The 17868-nt window shown below is 64.7% G+C and carries 13 protein-coding genes and 2 pseudogenes; 8 read left to right on the forward strand and 7 right to left on the reverse strand.

Translation table 11 applies throughout. The features are described 5' to 3' along the window. Nucleotides 1–29 precede the first annotated feature (29 nt). From soxG to HK436_RS14075, 4 genes and pseudogenes are all read right to left on the reverse strand, one after another. Nucleotides 30–617 (reverse strand): sarcosine oxidase subunit gamma family protein, encoded by a 588-nt coding sequence (gene soxG, locus HK436_RS14060; protein ID WP_173190711.1) that lies wholly within the window; start codon nt 615–617, stop codon nt 30–32. Then, a pseudogene (locus HK436_RS14065) lies at nt 610–3602 on the reverse strand (sarcosine oxidase subunit alpha family protein). The gene soxG and the pseudogene HK436_RS14065 overlap by 8 nt, the downstream one beginning before the upstream one ends. Further along, nucleotides 3599–3862 (reverse strand): sarcosine oxidase subunit delta, encoded by a 264-nt coding sequence (locus HK436_RS14070; RefSeq protein ID WP_173190713.1) that lies wholly within the window; start codon nt 3860–3862, stop codon nt 3599–3601. Before HK436_RS14070 ends, HK436_RS14065 begins: the two are co-directional and overlap by 4 nt. A 224-nt stretch (nt 3863–4086) precedes the next feature. Further along, entirely contained in the window at nt 4087–5349 is a 1263-nt protein-coding gene (locus HK436_RS14075) for a sarcosine oxidase subunit beta family protein (RefSeq protein WP_173190715.1), read from the reverse strand. A gap of 183 nt (nt 5350–5532) precedes the next feature. Between HK436_RS14075 and HK436_RS31430 the strand changes: the two genes are divergently transcribed. The 7 genes and pseudogenes from HK436_RS31430 (at nt 5533) to aspS (ending at nt 13970) form a co-directional block, all read left to right on the forward strand. Continuing rightward, nucleotides 5533–5934: a hypothetical protein gene (locus tag HK436_RS31430; protein ID WP_244648968.1), complete on the forward strand. Its 402-nt coding sequence runs from the start codon at nt 5533–5535 to the stop codon at nt 5932–5934. Continuing rightward, a complete protein-coding gene (locus HK436_RS31435) occupies nt 5931–6449 on the forward strand; it encodes a DUF3772 domain-containing protein (RefSeq protein ID WP_244648969.1) in 519 nt (172 codons plus the stop codon). The genes HK436_RS31430 and HK436_RS31435 overlap by 4 nt, the downstream gene beginning before the upstream one ends. Further along, the gene (locus HK436_RS33015; protein WP_312860610.1) at nt 6374–8035 is read left to right on the forward strand and encodes a mechanosensitive ion channel domain-containing protein; all 1662 of its coding nucleotides are present in this window, start codon (nt 6374–6376) and stop codon (nt 8033–8035) included. The genes HK436_RS31435 and HK436_RS33015 overlap by 76 nt, the downstream gene beginning before the upstream one ends. Before the next feature lie 96 nt (nt 8036–8131). Further along, nucleotides 8132–8401, forward strand: coding sequence for a hypothetical protein (locus tag HK436_RS14085; RefSeq protein WP_173193467.1), 270 nt, complete (start codon nt 8132–8134; stop codon nt 8399–8401). Between the two features lie 169 nt (nt 8402–8570). Beyond that, nucleotides 8571–11131: pseudogene (locus HK436_RS14090) on the forward strand (GcvT family protein). 150 nt (nt 11132–11281) lie between these two features. Further along, a complete protein-coding gene (locus tag HK436_RS14095) occupies nt 11282–12049 on the forward strand; it encodes a DUF1194 domain-containing protein (RefSeq protein WP_244648971.1) in 768 nt (255 codons plus the stop codon). A gap of 130 nt (nt 12050–12179) precedes the next feature. Continuing rightward, the gene (aspS, locus tag HK436_RS14100) at nt 12180–13970 is read left to right on the forward strand and encodes an aspartate--tRNA ligase (protein ID WP_173190719.1); all 1791 of its coding nucleotides are present in this window, start codon (nt 12180–12182) and stop codon (nt 13968–13970) included. Between the two features lie 729 nt (nt 13971–14699). On the opposite strand, the gene map is transcribed toward aspS, so the two are convergent. Beyond that, on the reverse strand, nt 14700–15494 hold the full coding sequence (gene map, locus HK436_RS14105) for a type I methionyl aminopeptidase (protein WP_173190721.1): 795 nt from the start codon (nt 15492–15494) through the stop codon (nt 14700–14702). Then, nucleotides 15491–15703 carry a ParD-like family protein gene (locus tag HK436_RS14110; RefSeq protein ID WP_173190723.1) on the reverse strand — a complete coding sequence of 71 codons (213 nt, stop codon included), beginning with the start codon at nt 15701–15703 and terminating at the stop codon, nt 15491–15493. The genes map and HK436_RS14110 overlap by 4 nt, the downstream gene beginning before the upstream one ends. Before the next feature lie 162 nt (nt 15704–15865). Between HK436_RS14110 and HK436_RS14115 the strand changes: the two genes are divergently transcribed. Continuing rightward, the gene (locus tag HK436_RS14115) at nt 15866–16498 is read left to right on the forward strand and encodes a pyroglutamyl-peptidase I (protein ID WP_173190725.1); all 633 of its coding nucleotides are present in this window, start codon (nt 15866–15868) and stop codon (nt 16496–16498) included. A 35-nt stretch (nt 16499–16533) separates the two neighbouring features. Here HK436_RS14115 and HK436_RS14120 read toward each other — a convergent pair whose 3' ends face one another. Further along, a complete protein-coding gene (locus tag HK436_RS14120; RefSeq protein ID WP_173190726.1) occupies nt 16534–17577 on the reverse strand; it encodes an aq_1923 C-terminal domain in 1044 nt (347 codons plus the stop codon). Nucleotides 17578–17868 lie beyond the last annotated feature (291 nt).

The following is a 17868-nucleotide window of genomic DNA, read 5'->3' on the forward strand; positions in this document are numbered from 1 at the left end:
CGACGGCGGCGCGAACGGCTGATCGCCCGCTACCTGATCTCGTAGCCGACCTCTTCGGCGCTGTGGCAGAGTACCTTCCAGAAACTGCGCGCGAACGAGCGGAAGACATAGATGTCGAAGCGCTGCGCATCCGTTCGCTGGATCGCGGCGGAGATGTCGTGATGCGCTGTGGCTCGCCCGTCGCCGACAGGAAAGCCGGCGAGGGAAAAGTCGATGGCGAAAAGCTTTGAGAGCACCCATTCCGCCCGCTCACCCTCGATGAGGATCGCCGTGCGCCCGTGCGACAGGTCGGTGACGGTCCCGGTTTCGATGCCGATCGCGGTGGCCAGCGTTTGCGCCAGGCCCTCGGCGCCGTCGGCAAGCAGGAAACGGCCGGGTCCGATGCCGAAGCCGCTCCGTCCTTCGTGCGTCGCTCCGGCCCCCGGCCTGTCCCCGAGGTCGAGCGAAACCGCAGCGCGGATCGCCTCGAGCAGCGCGGCTCGCTGCCCTGGCCACGCCGCCACTTCGACGAGCGAGCCGGGGCGTGTCTCGGTGATGACGACGCCGGCACCGTCGACGAAATTGCCGTGCGAGCCCGGACGATACGCGTCGCCCAGCGGTGAAGCCTGTTCAACCATGCATGCGGCTCCCTTCGGGATCGAACATGTGGTGACTGACGATCTCCACCGGCCCAAAGCTTTTCCTCAGGGGGTCGGAAAGCCAGGCGCGGCTGCCGTGCCGTGCCTTGCCGCCCTTCACCAGCGCCAGCCCGACATAGCGGCCGAGCGCCGGTGAAAAGCAGTTGGCGGTCACATGGCCGATCGAGCCGTGCGGGTCGGCCGGGTCCTGTTGCGCGTCCACGAGATGTGCGCCGTTGCCGAAGGCGCGATTGTCGAGCGCGACGACGCCGACGAGTTGCAGCCGTTCGGGCGCGGTCAGGCCCTCGCGATCCATCATCGCCGAGCCGACGAACGGCTTCTTCTTGGACAGCATCCAGTCAAGATGCAGGTCGCGCGCCGTTGTCCGCCCGTCTATCTCCGAGCCCGTGACGTGGCCTTTCTCGATCCGCAGCGTACCCAGCGCCTCCAGCCCGTAAGGCACGATGCCGAATGGCTTGCCGGCCTCCATCAGCGCTTCCCACGCCTGCAACCCGTGCCCGGCGCCGCAATAGACCTCGAAGGCCATCTCGCCGGAAAACGAGAGGCGGCAGATCGTCACCGGCGCGTCGTCGATCTCTCCGCGCACGATACCCATGAAGGGCAGCGTTTCGTTGTCCACCGCCGTTCCGGTCACGCAGGCCGCCAGTACCGCGCGCGCTTTCGGCCCCGCCACGGCCGCGCCGGCCCACTGGTCGGTGACGGAGGTCAGGTGCACGCGCAGCACCGGCCAGACGATGTCGAGCAGATACTCCAGATGCTGCATCACCTTGCCGGCGTTGGCCGTCGTCGTGGTCATCAGGAATTCGTGTTCGCCAAGCCGCCACGTCGTCCCGTCGTCGAAGGCAAGCCCGTCCTCGCGCAGCATCAGCCCGTAACGCGCCTTGCCTACCGGCAGTGTCGAGAACATGTTGGTATAGACGCGGTCGAGGAATTCGCCCGCATCCGGCCCTGTACGGCAATCTTGCCTAGTGTCGACACGTCCACGATGCCGACGCTGTCGCGCACGGCGGCTGCCTCGCGCACATAGGCCTGTTCCACCGTTTCGCCCGGCAGTCCGTAGATCTGCGGGCGGAACCACAGCCCGGCTGCAAGCATCCGCGCGCCGTGCTCGGCGTGCCAGTCGTGCATCGGGGTCAGCCGTTCCGGTCGGAGGTCGCCATGCCGTTCCGCCGCGAGCGAACCCAGCGACACAGGCGAGAAGGGCGGGCGGAACCGCGTCGTGCCCACCTCCGGGATCGCCTTGCCGGCAGCCTGCGCCATGATCGCAAGGCCGGGCACGTTGGAGGTCTTGCCCTGGTCTGTCGCCATGCCGAGCGTCGTGTAGCGCTTCAGATGCTCGACCGAGACGAACCCCTCACGATGCGCGAGCCGAACATCTTCGGAAGTTACGTCGTGCTGCAAATCGACGAAGGCCTTGCCCTTGGCGCCGATCTCGAACACGGGCGCCGGCGCCACGTCCAGATCGTCGGTCTCGACCTGCGGCGGCTTCCTGCGCGATGGCTTCTGCCCGGCCGCCGCGGCCCCGGCCGCCAGCCCCTCCACGATCGCCTCCTGCGTGGTAAAGGCGCCTGTGAACGCGCCGGCTCCAAGCCATGGCTGCAACGGCTCTGGCGGCAGGAATGCCTGCAAGCGGTCATCCCAGCGCGCCGCACCGCCGGCCTGGCTTGCGAGATGGATCGCCGGCGACCAGCCACCCGAAACGGCGAGGCAGTCGGCCTCGATGCGCCGCGTTTCGCCCGAAAGCGCGCCGGTAGCAGCGTCGAACCGCTGTACCGAAATGTCCTTCAGCGCGTTGCCACCCGAGGTCGCGACCACCGCATGGCCGGCTAGGTGCTCGGCTCCGGTCTCCCGCGCCAGCTCCAGTGCCGCCGCCGAGACTTCACGGCGCACGTCGACGATTGCCGCGATCCGCGCGCCCGCGCGATGAAGCGCTGCGGCTGCCCGGTAGGCGGTGTCGTTGTTGACGAAGATTGCGATCTTCTCGCCCGGCAGCACGCCGAAAGCGCCGGCATAGTGTTGCGCGGCACCGGCGAGCATGACACCGGGTCGGTCGTTGCCCGGAAACACCAGCGGCCGCTCGAATGCGCCGGTCGAAAGCACGACACGCCCCGCCCGGATCACCCAGTGCCGGTGGCGCGGCTCGCCTTTACCCGCCGGTCGGTGGTCTGCCACGCGTTCGAGCGCCGCCAGCACATTGCCATCGTAATAGCCCCAGACGGTGGTGCGCGGCAGGATGCGCACATTCTCCATCGTCGCCAGTTCGGCGACGGCCCGCTTGGCCCATTCGGCGGCGGGCATGCCGTCGATCGTCTCGCCGCTCCATCGTGCAGAGCCGCCCGGCAGCGCGTCCTGCTCGGCAAGCATTACCTGTTTGCCACTCGCCGCAGCCGCGCGCGCCGCCATCAGGCCTGCCGGGCCGGAGCCCACCACCAGCACGTCGCAGAATGCGTTCATGCGTTCGTAGCGTGCGTGGTCCGTCGCATGGCCGGCGCGGCCGAGGCCAGCCGCGCGGCGGATGAACCACTCACACAGCATCCAGAACCGCGTCCCCTTCAGCGGCCCGACCACCGGCCCCATGAAGGTCTTGTAGTAGAAGCCGGCAGAGAACAGCCCGCCGAACAGCCCGTTCACCGCACCGATGTCGAAGCCGAGCGAGGGAAACCGGTTCTGACTTTCCACGACCAGCCCGTCGAAAATCTCGATCGTCGTGGCCGGCACGTTCGGCTCGCGCACCGCGCCGTTGACGACGGTCACCAGCGCCGAGGGTTCGTCCACGCCGGCCGAAAAGATGCCGCGCGGCCGGTGGTATTTGAACGACCGGCCAACCACCGAGACACCGCGGGCGAGCAGCGCCGAGGCAAGCGTGTCGCCCGCATGGCCCGTCATCGGCTTCCCGTCAAAGGTGAAGCGGATCGTGCGTGTCCGGTCGACCTGCCCGCCGGCATTGGCGCGGCGCCCGCTCATGCGTCGTCCCCGCGCACCAGCGTCACCGAGGAGATGGCGTGCGTCACCGTGTTGCGTGTCACGACCAGATGCGCCCGGCACCCGCCGGAATGCTGCCAGTATTCGCGATGCTCCCCGGCGGCGTTGGTTCGGTCATAGACATAGCGCTCCCATTCCGCGCCGGCGGGCGAGGCAGGGTCCGGCCGCTTGCGGTTGGCGTCGCCCTGATAGGTGAACTCGCCGACATCGCGCGGGCCGCAATAGGGGCAGGCGATCAGCATATGCTGCTCCCTGAAGTGCGGAACCGCCGTGTTCCTTCGCGCCCCCTCTGTCCTGCCGGACATCTCCCCCACGAGGGGGAGATCACCTCTCGCAACGGTTTTCGCCCATCTCCAAAATCGCAAAAGGAGTGCCGGCAGCGGTGCAAGCCGATCTCCCCCTCGTGGGGAGATGTCCGGCAGGACAGAGGGGGCAACGTAGAGCGAAATCATCCGGAAGGTCCCTGCTAATGCAGCCGCGGTGTCGCGCCGACACCCTTTTCGTCGATCAATATACCGCGCCGGAACCGGTCGAGCGTGAACGCGGCACTGAGCGCATGCGGCTCGTCGCGGGCGATGGTGTGGGCAAAGCACCAGCCCGAAGCGGGCGTCGCCTTGAAGCCGCCGTAGCACCAGCCGCAATTGAGATACATGCCCGGCAGCGGCCCGGTGGTGATGATCGGCGAGCCGTCCATCGACATGTCCATGATGCCGCCCCACGAGCGCAGCAGCCGCACCCGCGAAAAGCCCGGAAACATTGCCACGAACTCGCTGGCGACATCCTCCACCACGGGCAGGTTGCCCCGCTGCGCATAGGAATTGTAGCCGTCGATGTCGCCGCCGAAGACCAGCCCGCCCTTGTCGGATTGCGAGGCGTAGAGATGGCCCGCGCCGAAGGTGACGACCGTGTGCAGCACCGGCTTGAGCGATTCCGACACGAAAGCCTGCAGCACATGGCTCTCGATCGGCATCTCGTCGACACCCGCGAGCTTCACCACCCGGCCCGTGGAGCCGGCAACGGCGACCGCCACCTTGCGCGCGCGAATGTCGCCACGCGTCGTCGTCACGCCCACCACGCGGTCGCCTTCGCGCAGGAAACCGGTCACCTCGCAATTTTCCAGTATGTCGACGCCGCGCCGGTCGGCCGCGCGCGCATAACCCCAGGCAACCGCGTCGTGCCGCGCGGTGCCTGCGCGCGGCTGCATCAGCCCGCCGACGATCGGAAACCGTGCATTGGCTGAAACGTCCAGTCCCGGCACCATGCGGCCCACGGCTTCCGCGCCGACCACAAGCTCGGCATCGATGCCCTCATGCCGCATTGCGTTGCCACGCCGGGCGAAATCGTCGAGCTGGCCGGGCGTGTGGGCAAGGTTGAGGATGCCGCGCTGCGAGAACATGACATTGTAGTTCAGGTCGTGGGAAAGCCCTTCCCACAGCTTCATCGAATGCTCGTAGAAGCGCGAGTTCTCAGGCAGCAGATAGTTCGAACGCACGATGGTCGTGTTGCGGCCGATATTGCCGGAGCCAAGCCATCCCTTTTCAAGAACGGCCACGTTGGTGAGCCCGTGTTCCTTGGCAAGGTAATAGGCCGTCGAGAGCCCATGTCCGCCGCCGCCGACGATCACCACGTCGTATTCCGGCTTCGGGTCTGGCTTGCGCCACGCCGGTTTCCAGTCGCGATTGCCGGAAAAACTGTTCTTGAGGAGAGAGAAGACGGAGTATTCAGCCATGGTCCCCAGCCGGGTCTGCAAGCCGCAGGTCTTGCCAAGCTATAGGCGGTTGCTCGGGTCCAAGGCAAATATTCCGCCATCGGCTTTCGTTCCGCCGACTCCACGGCGGGTGGCAAGCTTGCCGCTGCCGCGACGCTCGCCTATCAATGCCGCCCTGACTCCGTCTTTGGAACGCCGTTGCGCATGAAATTGCCGTCTCTCTTTTCCCGCCTGATCGCAATGCTTGCATTGCTGGTGGCGATGATGAGCTTCGCGCCTGCGGTTTTTGCGCAGAACGGGGCGGCGCCGGCGCAATCGGGCCAGACGGTTTCGGCCTCGCCGGCCGTCGGCCCCGGTGTCGTCGCCGAACAGCGCGACAAGCTCGACCGCTACGGAGCGACTGCCGACCAGTACCAGACGCAGATGCGGGCCAACGCCCACAACGACTCCGCCCTTGTCGACGTTCGCGGCGGGCTGGAGGAGCTGTCGCGCGACCTGATTGCAAGCGGCGTGGCGTTTCGGCCCCGGTTGAATACGATCAACACGAGGCTGGACGAGATCGGCCCGCCCGCGGTGAGGATGAACCGCCTGAGCCGCCGGCGTTGACGGCGGAGCGGCAGACGCTGATCGACGAGAAGGCCGAGATCAATGCGCTGATCGGCCGGGCGGAGTCGCTGTCGCTGCGCGTCAACGGCATGATAGAGGAAATCAACCAGACCCGGCGCGACCTGTTCACCAACACGCTGTCGCGCCGTTATGACATCTCGTCCGCGCTCAACGGCGAGGTGCTCGGCGATCTCGCGGCCGAAACCCGCAGGCTTTCCGCCGCCGTCTCCTCGTGGATGCGATTTGTCCTCAATTTCAAGCTGCAGGCGGTTCTGCTCGCGACCTTCTACGCGCTTGTAGCCGCCGGCATCCTGATGATCGGGGGCGGCGGCTCTTCGGCAATCTCTTCGATGCCGACCCGGCCATCGAGAATCCGTCCTATCTCAGTAGGCTCTCCGTCGCCTTCTGGTCGACGCTGCTGCCGTCTGCCGCGCTCGGCGTGTTCCTCGCAGGAACCTATTTTTTCTACAACTACTACGGGGTCCTGCGCTACGACATCGCGCAGCTCATGGTGACGCTTTTCAACGTCATCGCCATTGTCTTCTTCGTCTATCGCCTTGCGCGGGCGGTCTTCGCACCACGCCTTCCGAACTGGCGCCTGCTGCCCATGCAGACGGGCGCTGCCCGCGCGCTTTTCTGGGTCAGCCTTCTCGCCGCGATCGTCACCGGTGCGGACTTCTTCGCCAGCAAGATCAACGAGGTGATGCAGTCGCCGCTGTCGCTGACCGTCGCCAAGAGCCTGCTGGCGACCGTCATCGTCGGCCTGCTGGTGATCGTGTTTGGTCTGGTGCGGCCCTACGTCAATGAAGATGGCACGTCGCGCGGCTGGAACTCCTACTTCAAGGCGCTGATCCTGCTGCTGGGCGCCGGCACGATCCTCGCTGCGTTCCTGGGTTATATCGGGCTTGCGCGCTTCATCTCGCAGCAGGTGGTCATCACAGGCGCAATCCTGTCGACGATGTATATCGGCTATCTGTCCGCCGGTGCGATCTCTGAGATCGGCGGTTTCATGAACACGAGCTTCGGCCGCCGGCTCGATCGCAAGTATCACTTCGACGAAACGACGGAAGACCAGATCGGTCTTCTGCTTTCCGTCGTCATAAACGTGCTGGTGCTGGCCGTCGGCATCCCGCTGATCCTGCTGCAATGGGGTTTCCAGTGGGGCGATATCCGCCTCTGGACCTACAACATCGCCAACGAGATACGCATCGGCTCGATTTCCATCTCGCTGATCGGCATCCTGACGGGCTTCCTGCTTTTTCTCCTCGGATATCTCGGCACGCGCGGCTTTCAGCGCTGGCTCGATGGCAAGGTTATGGCGCGCGGCAAGGTCGATGCCGGCGTGCGCAACTCCATCAAGACGGCGGTGGGTTATGCCGGTATCGCCCTTGCGGCCCTGGTCGGCATATCGGCGGCGGGCATCGACCTTTCCAACCTCGCACTCGTTGCCGGTGCGCTGTCGCTGGGCATCGGTTTCGGCCTGCAGAACATCGTCAACAATTTCGTCTCAGGCCTGATCCTGCTTGCGGAGCGGCCCTTCAAGGTCGGCGACTGGATCGTGGCCGGCGGCATCTCCGGCACCGTCAAGAAGATCAGCGTCCGTGCCACCGAGATCGAAACGTTCCAGCGCCAGTCGGTGATCCTGCCCAATTCCGAACTCATCAACGCGGCGGTTGGCAACTGGACCCATCGCAACCGGCTCGGCCGCGTCGACATCGCGGTCGGCGTTGCCTATCAGAGTGACCCGCGTCAGGTTCAGCAGATCCTTTTGGAAATCATCCGCGCCCAGCCTCAGGCGATGAAGAATCCCGAGCCGATGGTGGTCTTCATAGGGTTCGGCGCATCCTCGCTGGATTTCGAAGTGCGCGCCTTCCTGTCCGACGTCACCACGCAGGTGGGCTTCATGAACGAGGTCCGCTTCCAGATTTTCGAGCGGTTCCGGGAAGAAGGCATCGAGATTCCGTTCCCGCAGCAGGATGTCTACATCAAGGAAATGCCGAAAGTGGCGGTGGAACAGGCTTTGCCACCCGCACCTGCGGAAGCTGCAAAACCTGCAAAACGCTCGACCCCGCAGGTGCGCCGCAAGGCCGCGCCAGAATAGCGTTCAGTTGGCGTTCAGCTTCAGGCCGCTATAAAGGAACGCGAAAAGGGCGAAAGCCCGAATGCGAACAGAGGCGGTGGACACACCGAAATGCCGATGAAGAACATGCTGATCATGACCGTGCTTGCTGGTGCACTCGTTGCCCCGACGGCAGCTTTCTCCGCGACGGTCACCAACCGAGACGGCTCCGCCCACACGCTGGTCGTCAGCGAAGGTGGCAGCCAGGTCGAGGTGAGCATCGGCGCAGGCGAGACGATCGAGATCTGTCCGCAGGGCTGCTTCGTCACCATGCCCAACGGTGACCGCGAGGTCCTCACAGGCCCCGAGACGCTGGAGATCGAGGGCGGTCGCGGCAAGATCCTCTAAGCCAAGCAATAGTGGTTGCGTGACGGCCGGGCCAGCCCCGGCCGTTTGCATTTTGCGATTGCGGCGGCAGGTCGTCGCGCCGCGTTTCGGCGATGTCGCAAACAGGCTGCAAACCGCCTGCTGCGCCGCCCTATAGTCTGCGCCGAAAACCATCTTGGAGTCGCGGGCAATGGCAGGGTTTCCGAAAAAGGCTAAGGTCGTCATCATCGGGCTCGGCGGCATCGTCGGCGCATCGATCGCGCACCACCTCATCGAGCGCGGCTGGGACGACATCGTCGGCATCGACAAGTCCGGCATCCCGACGGACATCGGCTCGACGGCGCACGCCTCGGACTTCTGCTACACGACCAGCCACGACTATCTCTCGGTCTGGACGACCCAGTATTCCATCGATTTCTTCGAAAAGATGGGTCACTACGCCCGCGTCGGCGGGCTGGAAGTTGCGCGCACCGGCGACGATACCTGGATGGACGAGATCAAGCGCAAGGTCTCGTCCGCCAAGGCTTTTGGCACCCGCGCGCACCTCGTCACGCCGGAAGAAATCAAGAAGCTGTTCCCCCTGATCGAGCAGGACCAGGTCATGGGCGGCATGTTCGATCCCGACGCCGGCCTCGTCGTGCCGCGGTCGCAGACGGTTGCCGGCAAGCTGGTCGACGCGGCGGAAAAGTCCGGCAAGCTTAAAGCCTTCGCCAACACGCCTGCCCAGTCGCTGATCGTCGAGAATGGCCGTATCAAGGGTGTGGTCACCCATCGAGGCACCATTTACGCCGATCACGTCGTCGTCTGTGCCGGCATCTGGGGCCGTCTCATCGCGGAAATGATCGGCGAGGATCTGCCGGTCATGCCGGTCGATCACCCGCTCACCTTCTTCGGTCCCTTCAACGAATTCGAGGGCACGGGCAAGGACATCGGCTATCCGCTGCTGCGCGACCAGGGCAATTCCGCCTACATGCGCGACACCGGCGACCCGAAGACCACCGAGGGCGGCCAGATCGAGTGGGGCTACTACGAGACCGACAATCCGCGCCTCTGCCATCCGCGCGACATCCTGGAGAAGGATCAGGCGCGCCTGTCGCCCTCCCAGCGCGACCTCGACATGGAGCAGATCATCGAGCCTCTGGAGCGCGCCATCGAGCTGACGCCCATCCTCGGCGAACTCGGCTACAACGAAAGCCATTCCTTCAACGGCCTGCTGCAGGTGTCGGCCGCCGGCGGCCCGTCCTGCGGCGAAAGCCAGAAGGTGAGGGGGCTCTGGTACTGCGTCGCCATCTGGGTCAAGGACGGCCCCGGCTACGGCAAGCTTATCGCCGACTGGATGACGGACGGCCGCACCGAGATCGACCACAATTCGATCGACTACGCCCGCTTCTATCCGCATCAGCTTGAGGAAGGCTTCATCGAGGGCCGCACCCGCGAGGCCGCGCAGAAGATCTATTTCCCCGCCATCCACCCGCGCGAGCCCTATGCGACGGGCCGCAACGTCAAGCGTTCGCCCTTCTACGAGCGCGAGGTCGAGCTTGGCGGCTATTTCATGGAACTCGGCGGCTGGGAGCGCGCGCACGGCTACGCCGCCAACGAGCACCTGCTCGAAAAGTATGGCAACCGCGTTCCGGTTCGCGCAAACGAGTGGGACAACCGCCATTTCTGGCGCGTCTCCAACGCCGAGCATCTGGCGATGAGCGAGGATTGCGGCATCGTCAATCTGTCGCATTTCCACATGGTCGACATAGAGGGCCCCGACCACGTCGCGCTGCTCGAATGGCTGTGCGCTGCCAAGATCGGCGGCGACGGCAATGTCGGCAAGGGCATCTACACCCACTTCCTCGATGACGAGGGCATGGTGCGCGCCGACTTCACCGTCTTCCGCATGGAAGACCGCTGCCGCCTTGTCAACGGCGCGGACGCCGGCCCGCGCGACTTCCACTACATGAAGCGCGTCGCCGAGGATCGCGGCCTCGACGTCACTATCACCGACGTCTCGGAGAAATTCGTGACCATCGGCATCTGGGGGCCCAACGCCCGCCAGACGCTGAAGAAGGTGGTTGCGGACCCGGCCAGCCTCGATCCAGGAAACTTCCCCTTCGCCGCCATCAAGCCCATCGAGATCGCCGGCAAGCGTGTGACCGCCTTCCGCATCTCCTATGTCGGCGAGCAGGGCTGGGAGCTGCACATGCGCTACGAGGATGGCCTTGCCGTCTGGGACGCGCTGCGCACCACCGGCGTCATGGCCTTCGGCGTCGAGACCTACGCCAATTCGCGCCGCATGGAAAAGTCGCTGCGCCTGCAGAACGCCGACCTTTTGACCCAGTATAATTTGCTGGAGGCCGACCTTGCCCGCCCGAAGGTCAAGGAGGCCGATTTCGCGGCAAGGCGAAGCATCTGGAATACAGGGCGCGTGACCACCAGCCGGCCATGCTCTGCACGCTGGTGATGAGGGAGAATACCGACAAGGCCGGCGTCGCCCGTTATCCCGTCGGCACCATGCCGGTGCTTGATCCCGAGACGGGCGAGACGCTGGTCGACGAAGTTGGCCGCCGCTCCTACACCACCTCGGTGGCCTATGGCCCGACCATCGGCAACAACATCGCGCTCGCTTATCTGCCCTGGGCGTACTGCCAGCAGGGCCGCAAGCTGGCGGTCGAATATTTCGGCGAGACCTACCCGGTCGAGGTCGCAGCCGTCGGTTACCGACCGCTCTACGACCCCGAAAACCTCAAGCCGCGGAGCTGACCGGTTCCTTAGCCGGTCGCGAAAACGTGAAGGGAAAAGGCCCGGCAGTCCGGGCCTTTTTCTTTCCAACGGCAACGCTTCACCTATCCTGTCGCTATGTCACATGCTGCGCGACTCAAGCTTGCGTTGCAGGCTTGTCTTCCTCTGGCGATGGCTTCCGCCGCACCCACGGCGGCCCGCGCCGACATCGTCGACGTCGAGCTGATCCTTGCGGTCGACGTCTCGCTCTCCATGTCTCCCGGCGAACTCGCCATCCAGCGTGACGGCTACGCGGCCGCGCTCACCAGTCAGCAGGTCATCGACGCCATCCGCGACGGCGTCCACGGCAAGATCGCGATCACCTATGTGGAGTGGGCGGGCGCCACCGTGCAGCACATCGTGGTTCCATGGACCATCGTCAGCAATCATGAGGAAGCGCAGGCCTTCGCCGAGAAGCTGACGCTGCACCCGCCAAACAGCGCACGGCGCACCTCGATCTCCGGCGCGCTGACTTTCGCCGGCGACATGTTCGCCGAAAGCCCCCATCGCGGCATGAAGCGCGTGGTCGACATCTCCGGCGACGGCCCCAACAATCAGGGCGGGCTGGTCGTCCCCGCCCGCGACGCGCTGGTCGAGCAGGGCATCACCATCAACGGCCTGCCGCTGATGACCACCGGCGGATATTCCAGCGTCTACGATCTCGCCAATCTCGATCTCTACTACGAGAACTGCGTCATCGGCGGCCCGGGCGCCTTCATGATCCCGGTCAACGACTGGGACCAGTTCCCCGAGGCCGTGCGCCGCAAGCTGGTTCTCGAGCTCGCAGGCGGCCAGCCGACTCACGCTCACATCGTCCCCGCCGTCACGCGGGATTCGACCGACTGCGAGGTCGGCGAGAAGATGTGGCGCGACCGCTCCTGGATGTGGGATAACCGCTAGCTTCGCGTCCGGCAGTGCGCGCCACCCGTCATTACCTTGACAAATCGCGCCTCCCATGCGCTTTTCCGCGCGAATTTCAGGGCGCGTGATGCGCCTGTTGCAAGCTTCTGACAATCGAAAGACTTTCCCCATGCATCGTTACCGCAGCCACACCTGCGCACAGTTGAGAAAGGCCGATGTCGGCCAGACCGTCCGCCTGTCGGGCTGGGTCCATCGCGTGCGCGACCACGGCGGCCTGCTGTTCATCGACCTGCGCGACCATTACGGCCTTACCCAGGTCGTCGCCGATCCGGATTCGCCGGCATTCTCGATTGCCGAGACCGTGCGCGGCGAGTGGGTCATCCGCGTCGACGGCGAGGTCAAGGCGCGCACCGCCGAGACCGTCAACGCCAACCTGCCGACCGGCGAGATCGAGATTTTCGCGCGCGACATGGAGGTCCTCTCCGGCGCCAAGGAGCTGCCGCTGCCGGTCTTCGGCGAGCCGGATTATCCGGAAGACATCCGCCTCAAATATCGCTTCCTCGACCTGCGCCGCGACACGCTGCACCGCAACCTCGTCCAGCGCACGAAGATCATCGCCGAGATGCGCAGGCGCATGGCCGATGTCGGCTTCACCGAATATTCGACGCCGATCCTCACGGCTTCCAGCCCCGAGGGCGCGCGCGACTTCCTGGTGCCGAGCCGCATCCACGAGGGCAAGTTCTACGCGCTGCCGCAGGCGCCGCAGATCTATAAGCAGCTCATCATGGTCTCAGGCTTCGACCGCTATTTCCAGATCGCGCCCTGCTTCCGCGACGAGGACCCGCGCGCCGACCGCCTGCCGGGCGAGTTCTACCAGCTCGACCTCGAGATGAGCTTCGTCGAGCAGGACGACGTTCTGGCAACCATGGAGCCGGTCCTGCGTGGCGTGTTCGAGACCTTCGCCAACGGCAAGCCGGTCACGCAGTCCTTCCCGCGCATCGCCTATGACGAGGCCATGCGCAAATACGGCTCCGACAAGCCGGACCTGCGCAACCCGATCGTCATGGAAGACGTGTCGGAGCATTTCCGCGGCTCGGGCTTCAAGGTCTTCGCCAACATCCTCGCCAACGATGCGAAGGCGCAAGTATGGGCGATCCCGGCGAAGACCGGCGGCAGCCGCGCCTTCTGCGACCGCATGAACTCGTGGGCGCAGGGCGAAGGCCAGCCGGGGCTGGGCTACATCTTCTGGCGCAAGGAAGGCGAGGCGCTGGAAGGGGCCGGCCCGCTGGCCAAGAACATCGGCGAGGAGCGCACCGAAGCGATCCGCCAGCAGCTCGGGCTCGATGACGGTGACGCCTGCTTCTTCGTTGCCGGCGACCCGAAGAAGTTCGTCGCATTTGCCGGTGCCGCGCGCACCCGGGCCGGCGAGGAGCTGAACCTTGTCGACCGCGACCGCTTCGAGCTCTGCTGGATCGTCGATTTCCCCTTCTACGAATGGAACGAGGACGAGAAGAAGGTCGATTTCGGCCACAATCCGTTCTCCATGCCTCAGGGCGGCATCGAAGCGCTGGAGGGGCAAGATCCGCTCACGATCAAGGCGTTCCAGTACGACATGGTCTGCAACGGCTTCGAGATCGCATCGGGCGGCATCCGCAACCATCTGCCGGAGACGATGGTGAAAGCGTTCGAGATCGTCGGCCTCGACAGGCAGACGGTCGAGGATCGCTTCGGCGGCCTCTACCGCGCCTTCCAGTACGGCGCACCGCCCCATGGCGGCATGGCGGCCGGCGTCGACCGCATCGTCATGTTGCTCACCGGGGCAAAGAACCTGCGCGAGATCACCATGTTCCCGATGAACCAGCAGGCGCAGGACCTGCTGATGAACGCACCGGCGGAAGCCTCACCCGCGCAGCTTCGCGAACTGCACCTGCGCACGGTCGTCTCGAAGAAAGACGAGTAGGTCTGTCGCGCCTAATCCGCTCTGGAGGCGTGTGATCGACCGCTCGCGCTGCTCCCTCATCCTGAGGTGCGAGCGAAGCGAGCCTCGAAGGACGCACGGCCACAGTCCGTTGTAGGTCGCGGAACGCTTTTGAGAATACGCTCCGGCGAAGTAGCCGGCGTGGCTTTCGAAAGCCGGTTATCACCGGCCCGCAGCAACGGGGGTGTTTTAGGTTCTCATGGTGGATTGGTGAAAAAGAAAATTTTGTTTCCGAGATTATCAACGCTGAGACTAGGGGCTTATTTGTAAGTTACGCAAAAAGATCCCCAGAATCCGGGTTCGTTATTTCTGCAGCAAATGGCCCTTCCGAGGATCCGGTATGGAAAATCAACGCCATCGCGGTCGATTGGATTTTCTACAAGGAGAAGTCGTTTGCCGGAGACTGTGATAGCGATAGAGTCAAAATAGACGATATAATGAACGATTTGCTCGGAAGTAAAATTATAGCATTTCGAGTATCGGATAATGGAAGGATTCGCATTATTTTCTCGGAAGATCGATATGTCGATATCACTATACCTAATGCAGATGATGATCTGTATTGGGTAATAGGACGTGTCGAGCGGTGGATTTTGCATTTGGCCGGGATGGCATGAGATTCACGGATCTCGGACGGGTGCGTGGGTTGTAGCCCGCGTGAGTTTTCTTGGGGCGCGCGAGGTTGTCAGTCCGGAAGCATGGAAAGCCGCGTCAGGTGTCCACCGCCACCCTTCTGCCCACCCCCGCACCGCGCTCGTCGGCGCGCAACGTCAGCACCGACACGCCGGAAGCTGTCACCGCCACGGTGTGCTCGAACTGCGCGGAGAGCGAGCCGTCCCGCGTCACCACCGTCCAGCCGTCGTCCTGCGTCTTCACGCTTCGCCGGCCGCGGTTGAGCATCGGCTCGATGGTGAAGACCATGCCCTCGCGCAGCACCGTGCCGGTTCCGGGCTTGCCGAAATGCGGCACCTGCGGTTCCTCGTGCATCTCCCGCCCGATACCGTGCCCGCAGAACTCGCGCACCACCGAATAGCCGTTTCGCTTGGCGTGCCGCTCGATCGCCCAGCCGACATCGCCGAGCGTCGCGCTCGGCCGCACCGCGCCGATGCCCAACCACAGCGCCTCGTAGGTGGTTTGCACCAGCCGTCTGGCCGCCGGGTTCACGTCGCCGACGAGGTATGTCTTGCTGGAATCGGCGATATAGCCGTCCTTTTCCAGCGTGATGTCGAGATTGACGATGTCACCATCCCGAAGCACGTCCGCCTGCGAAGGCACCCCGTGGCAGACCACCTCGTTGATCGAGGAATTCAGCACGAAGCCGTAGCCATATTGTCCCTTGCTCGCAGGGCGCGCCTTGAGGTCGTCGACGATGAAGTGCTCGACCATATCGTTGATATCGAGCGTCGATTTGCCGGCCAGCGGCGTGCGGTCCAGCAGCTCGAACACCGACGCCAGCAGCCGGCCGGACGCGGCCAGCAGCACCATTTCCTTCGGCGTCTTGATCACGCGTCACCCATAGCCAGCGCCGGCGCCGAAACGCCCGCCGAGTTCATCTCGCGCTGGATGATCTCCGAGAAGCTGAGCGTCGGGTTGGTCTCGCACAGCATGCCGATCTTGATCCAGAAAACGGCCTGCGCGTTGATCGACCGGCACGATACCTTGCTGGCCCTGCGCAATTGCTCATGCAGGTCGTCGTCAATGTTCACGATGCCCACTGAAGTCTCCATATATGATTCGTATATGAAGCATATATTAAATCCGGCCTGGAAAGCCAAGACCGCCGGCGGGTCTTCCGGCAGTAAATGGCGCCGGTCGCAGGCCGTTCGAACCCAGCGCAAATTTGATTGGCTTTGGTTGCGTGCAGGCTATAGTGGCTCGTGTTCACGCGCCCGCCACGCATCCTCGTCACAGGTTTCTCGGTGTTTCCCGGCGCGCCGGTCAACCCGACCGAGGCGCTTGCCGGCATTCTTAATGACGAGCCGCCGGCAGGCGTCGATGCGTTTCGCGCCGATGTGCTGGCCGTCGAGTACGCGACGATCGCGGACCGCCTGTCGGCGATCGGCCGCGAGTTCCTGCCGGACATCGCTATCCATTTCGGGCTCGCGCGGGAGTGCAGCGGTTTCCGGCTGGAGCGCGTTGCCCGCAACAGCCATGACGGCGCGCGCCCCGACCAGTCGGGTGCGCTGCCTTCGGCCGTGCGCGTCTGTGCCGGTCCGGACCGGCTCGCCTCGACCCTGCCGCTCGAGCTCATCGCCGAGCATCTCGAAGGGGCCGGCCTGCCTGTCGAATGGTCCGACGATGCCGGCGGCTATCTCTGCAACACCGTCTTCACGCTGTCTGCCGCCCACGCCTGCGATGGCCTGCGGCCCGTCATGGCGGGTTTCGTGCACGTGCCGCCGCTGAAGGAAGCGGAACCGGACCACGCGGCCGCAATGGCCATCGACGATCTCGTCGCTGGCGCCCACATCGTCATCGCCGCCTGCATCGACGAATGGAACGTCCGCGCCTGAAAATGAAAGGCCCGGTCTGAACCGGGCCTTTTTCGTCAGTCGTTGGCGGTGACGGTCACGCCCAGCGTCTTCGTCAGCTCTTTCGGCGCGCTCATGGCGCCGGCTGCGATCAGCGCGAAAGGCACCGGGGCAGGCGGGGCGGCGGTGATGCGCAGGCTCTGCGGGTCATCGAGGAAGGCGGAGACCGCCTGCGTGATCTTGGCCGTCAGGTCCGGGTCGCCGAGCTGGGCCAGCACGAAGGGCAGGATCGCCTTTGCCTGGTTGGCGACGTCGCTTGCGCTCATGTTCTGCTGCGCGGCGACAAAGTCCAGCACCTTGCCGGTGAGCGAGTCGTCGTCGAACGCGATCTCGGCGCGGTTGAACGAGAGCTGCTGCGCCAGCCCCAGCATGGCCATGCCCTGGGCCGATTTGTCGCCGTCGGGGTTGGCGAGCGTCTGCTGCTGGAGTTCGCGCAGCGACGCGATGAAATCGGGCGTGTAGCCGGCCAGGTCGAACGACAGGCCGAATGTGCCTGCACCGTCCACGGTTACGTCGTATTGCGAAAGCTCGATGCGGCCGTCCGTCGGCCGCCAGCTTCCCTCCATCTCCAGATAGCCCTGCAGTTCCTCGTAGCCTAGCGCCTGCATGATGGCGCGCTGCTGCGGCTCCAGGAACGAAAGGTTGACGGTGAACCCATCGGCCCCGCCGGTGAACGACATCGGCTCACCGGCCTCGCCCGCGGTGACTTCCGCCTGGAGGTCGGTGAGGCTGAAAATCTCGTTGCCCTGCGCGGCGACGCTCATCGAAGCGACGGCGATCGTCTCGTAGAACAGGAAACCGCCATAGGCGTCGCGGTCTTCCTCGCTGGGCAGCAGCAGGCCGGTCATCTCGACGCCTTCGACCGCCACCGAGCCGCCGTCGTTCGACATCGAATATTCGTCCGCCTCCAGGCGCTCGATCCTGTAGCCCGTATCGACTTCCGAGATGCCGCTGAGCGTGATGTCGCTGATCGGGGTCGACTTGCCGTCGACCGTGACCGTGACGCCCGAGAGCACGGCGTCGTCGCCGCTGATGTCGGCACTCGCCCAGTCGAGCGTCACGCCCTGGTCGGTCGGCGCTCAGCGCCTTCAGCCGGTCCAGCGCCTCCTCGACCGCCTGCGCGGATGCGCCGGTCACGGCGAGGCCGCCGAACAGGGTGGAGAGCGCAAGTGCCCGCAATTGCTTATGGATTATCGACATGGATCATTCCTTGAAAAAACCGTGTTGCCCGGCGCCGCACCCAACCGGGTGCCGCGAAGCGTGACATCGCGGCAAGATTGACTTATTTCGCCTGGAACGCAAATCAAAGCGGCCCGGCTCGCGTTTCTGTGTAAACGGTCGGTTTCGTCTCC

The organism is Neoaquamicrobium sediminum (genome assembly GCF_013240295.1).
GTDB classification, from domain to species: domain Bacteria; phylum Pseudomonadota; class Alphaproteobacteria; order Rhizobiales; family Rhizobiaceae; genus Aerobium; species Aerobium sediminum.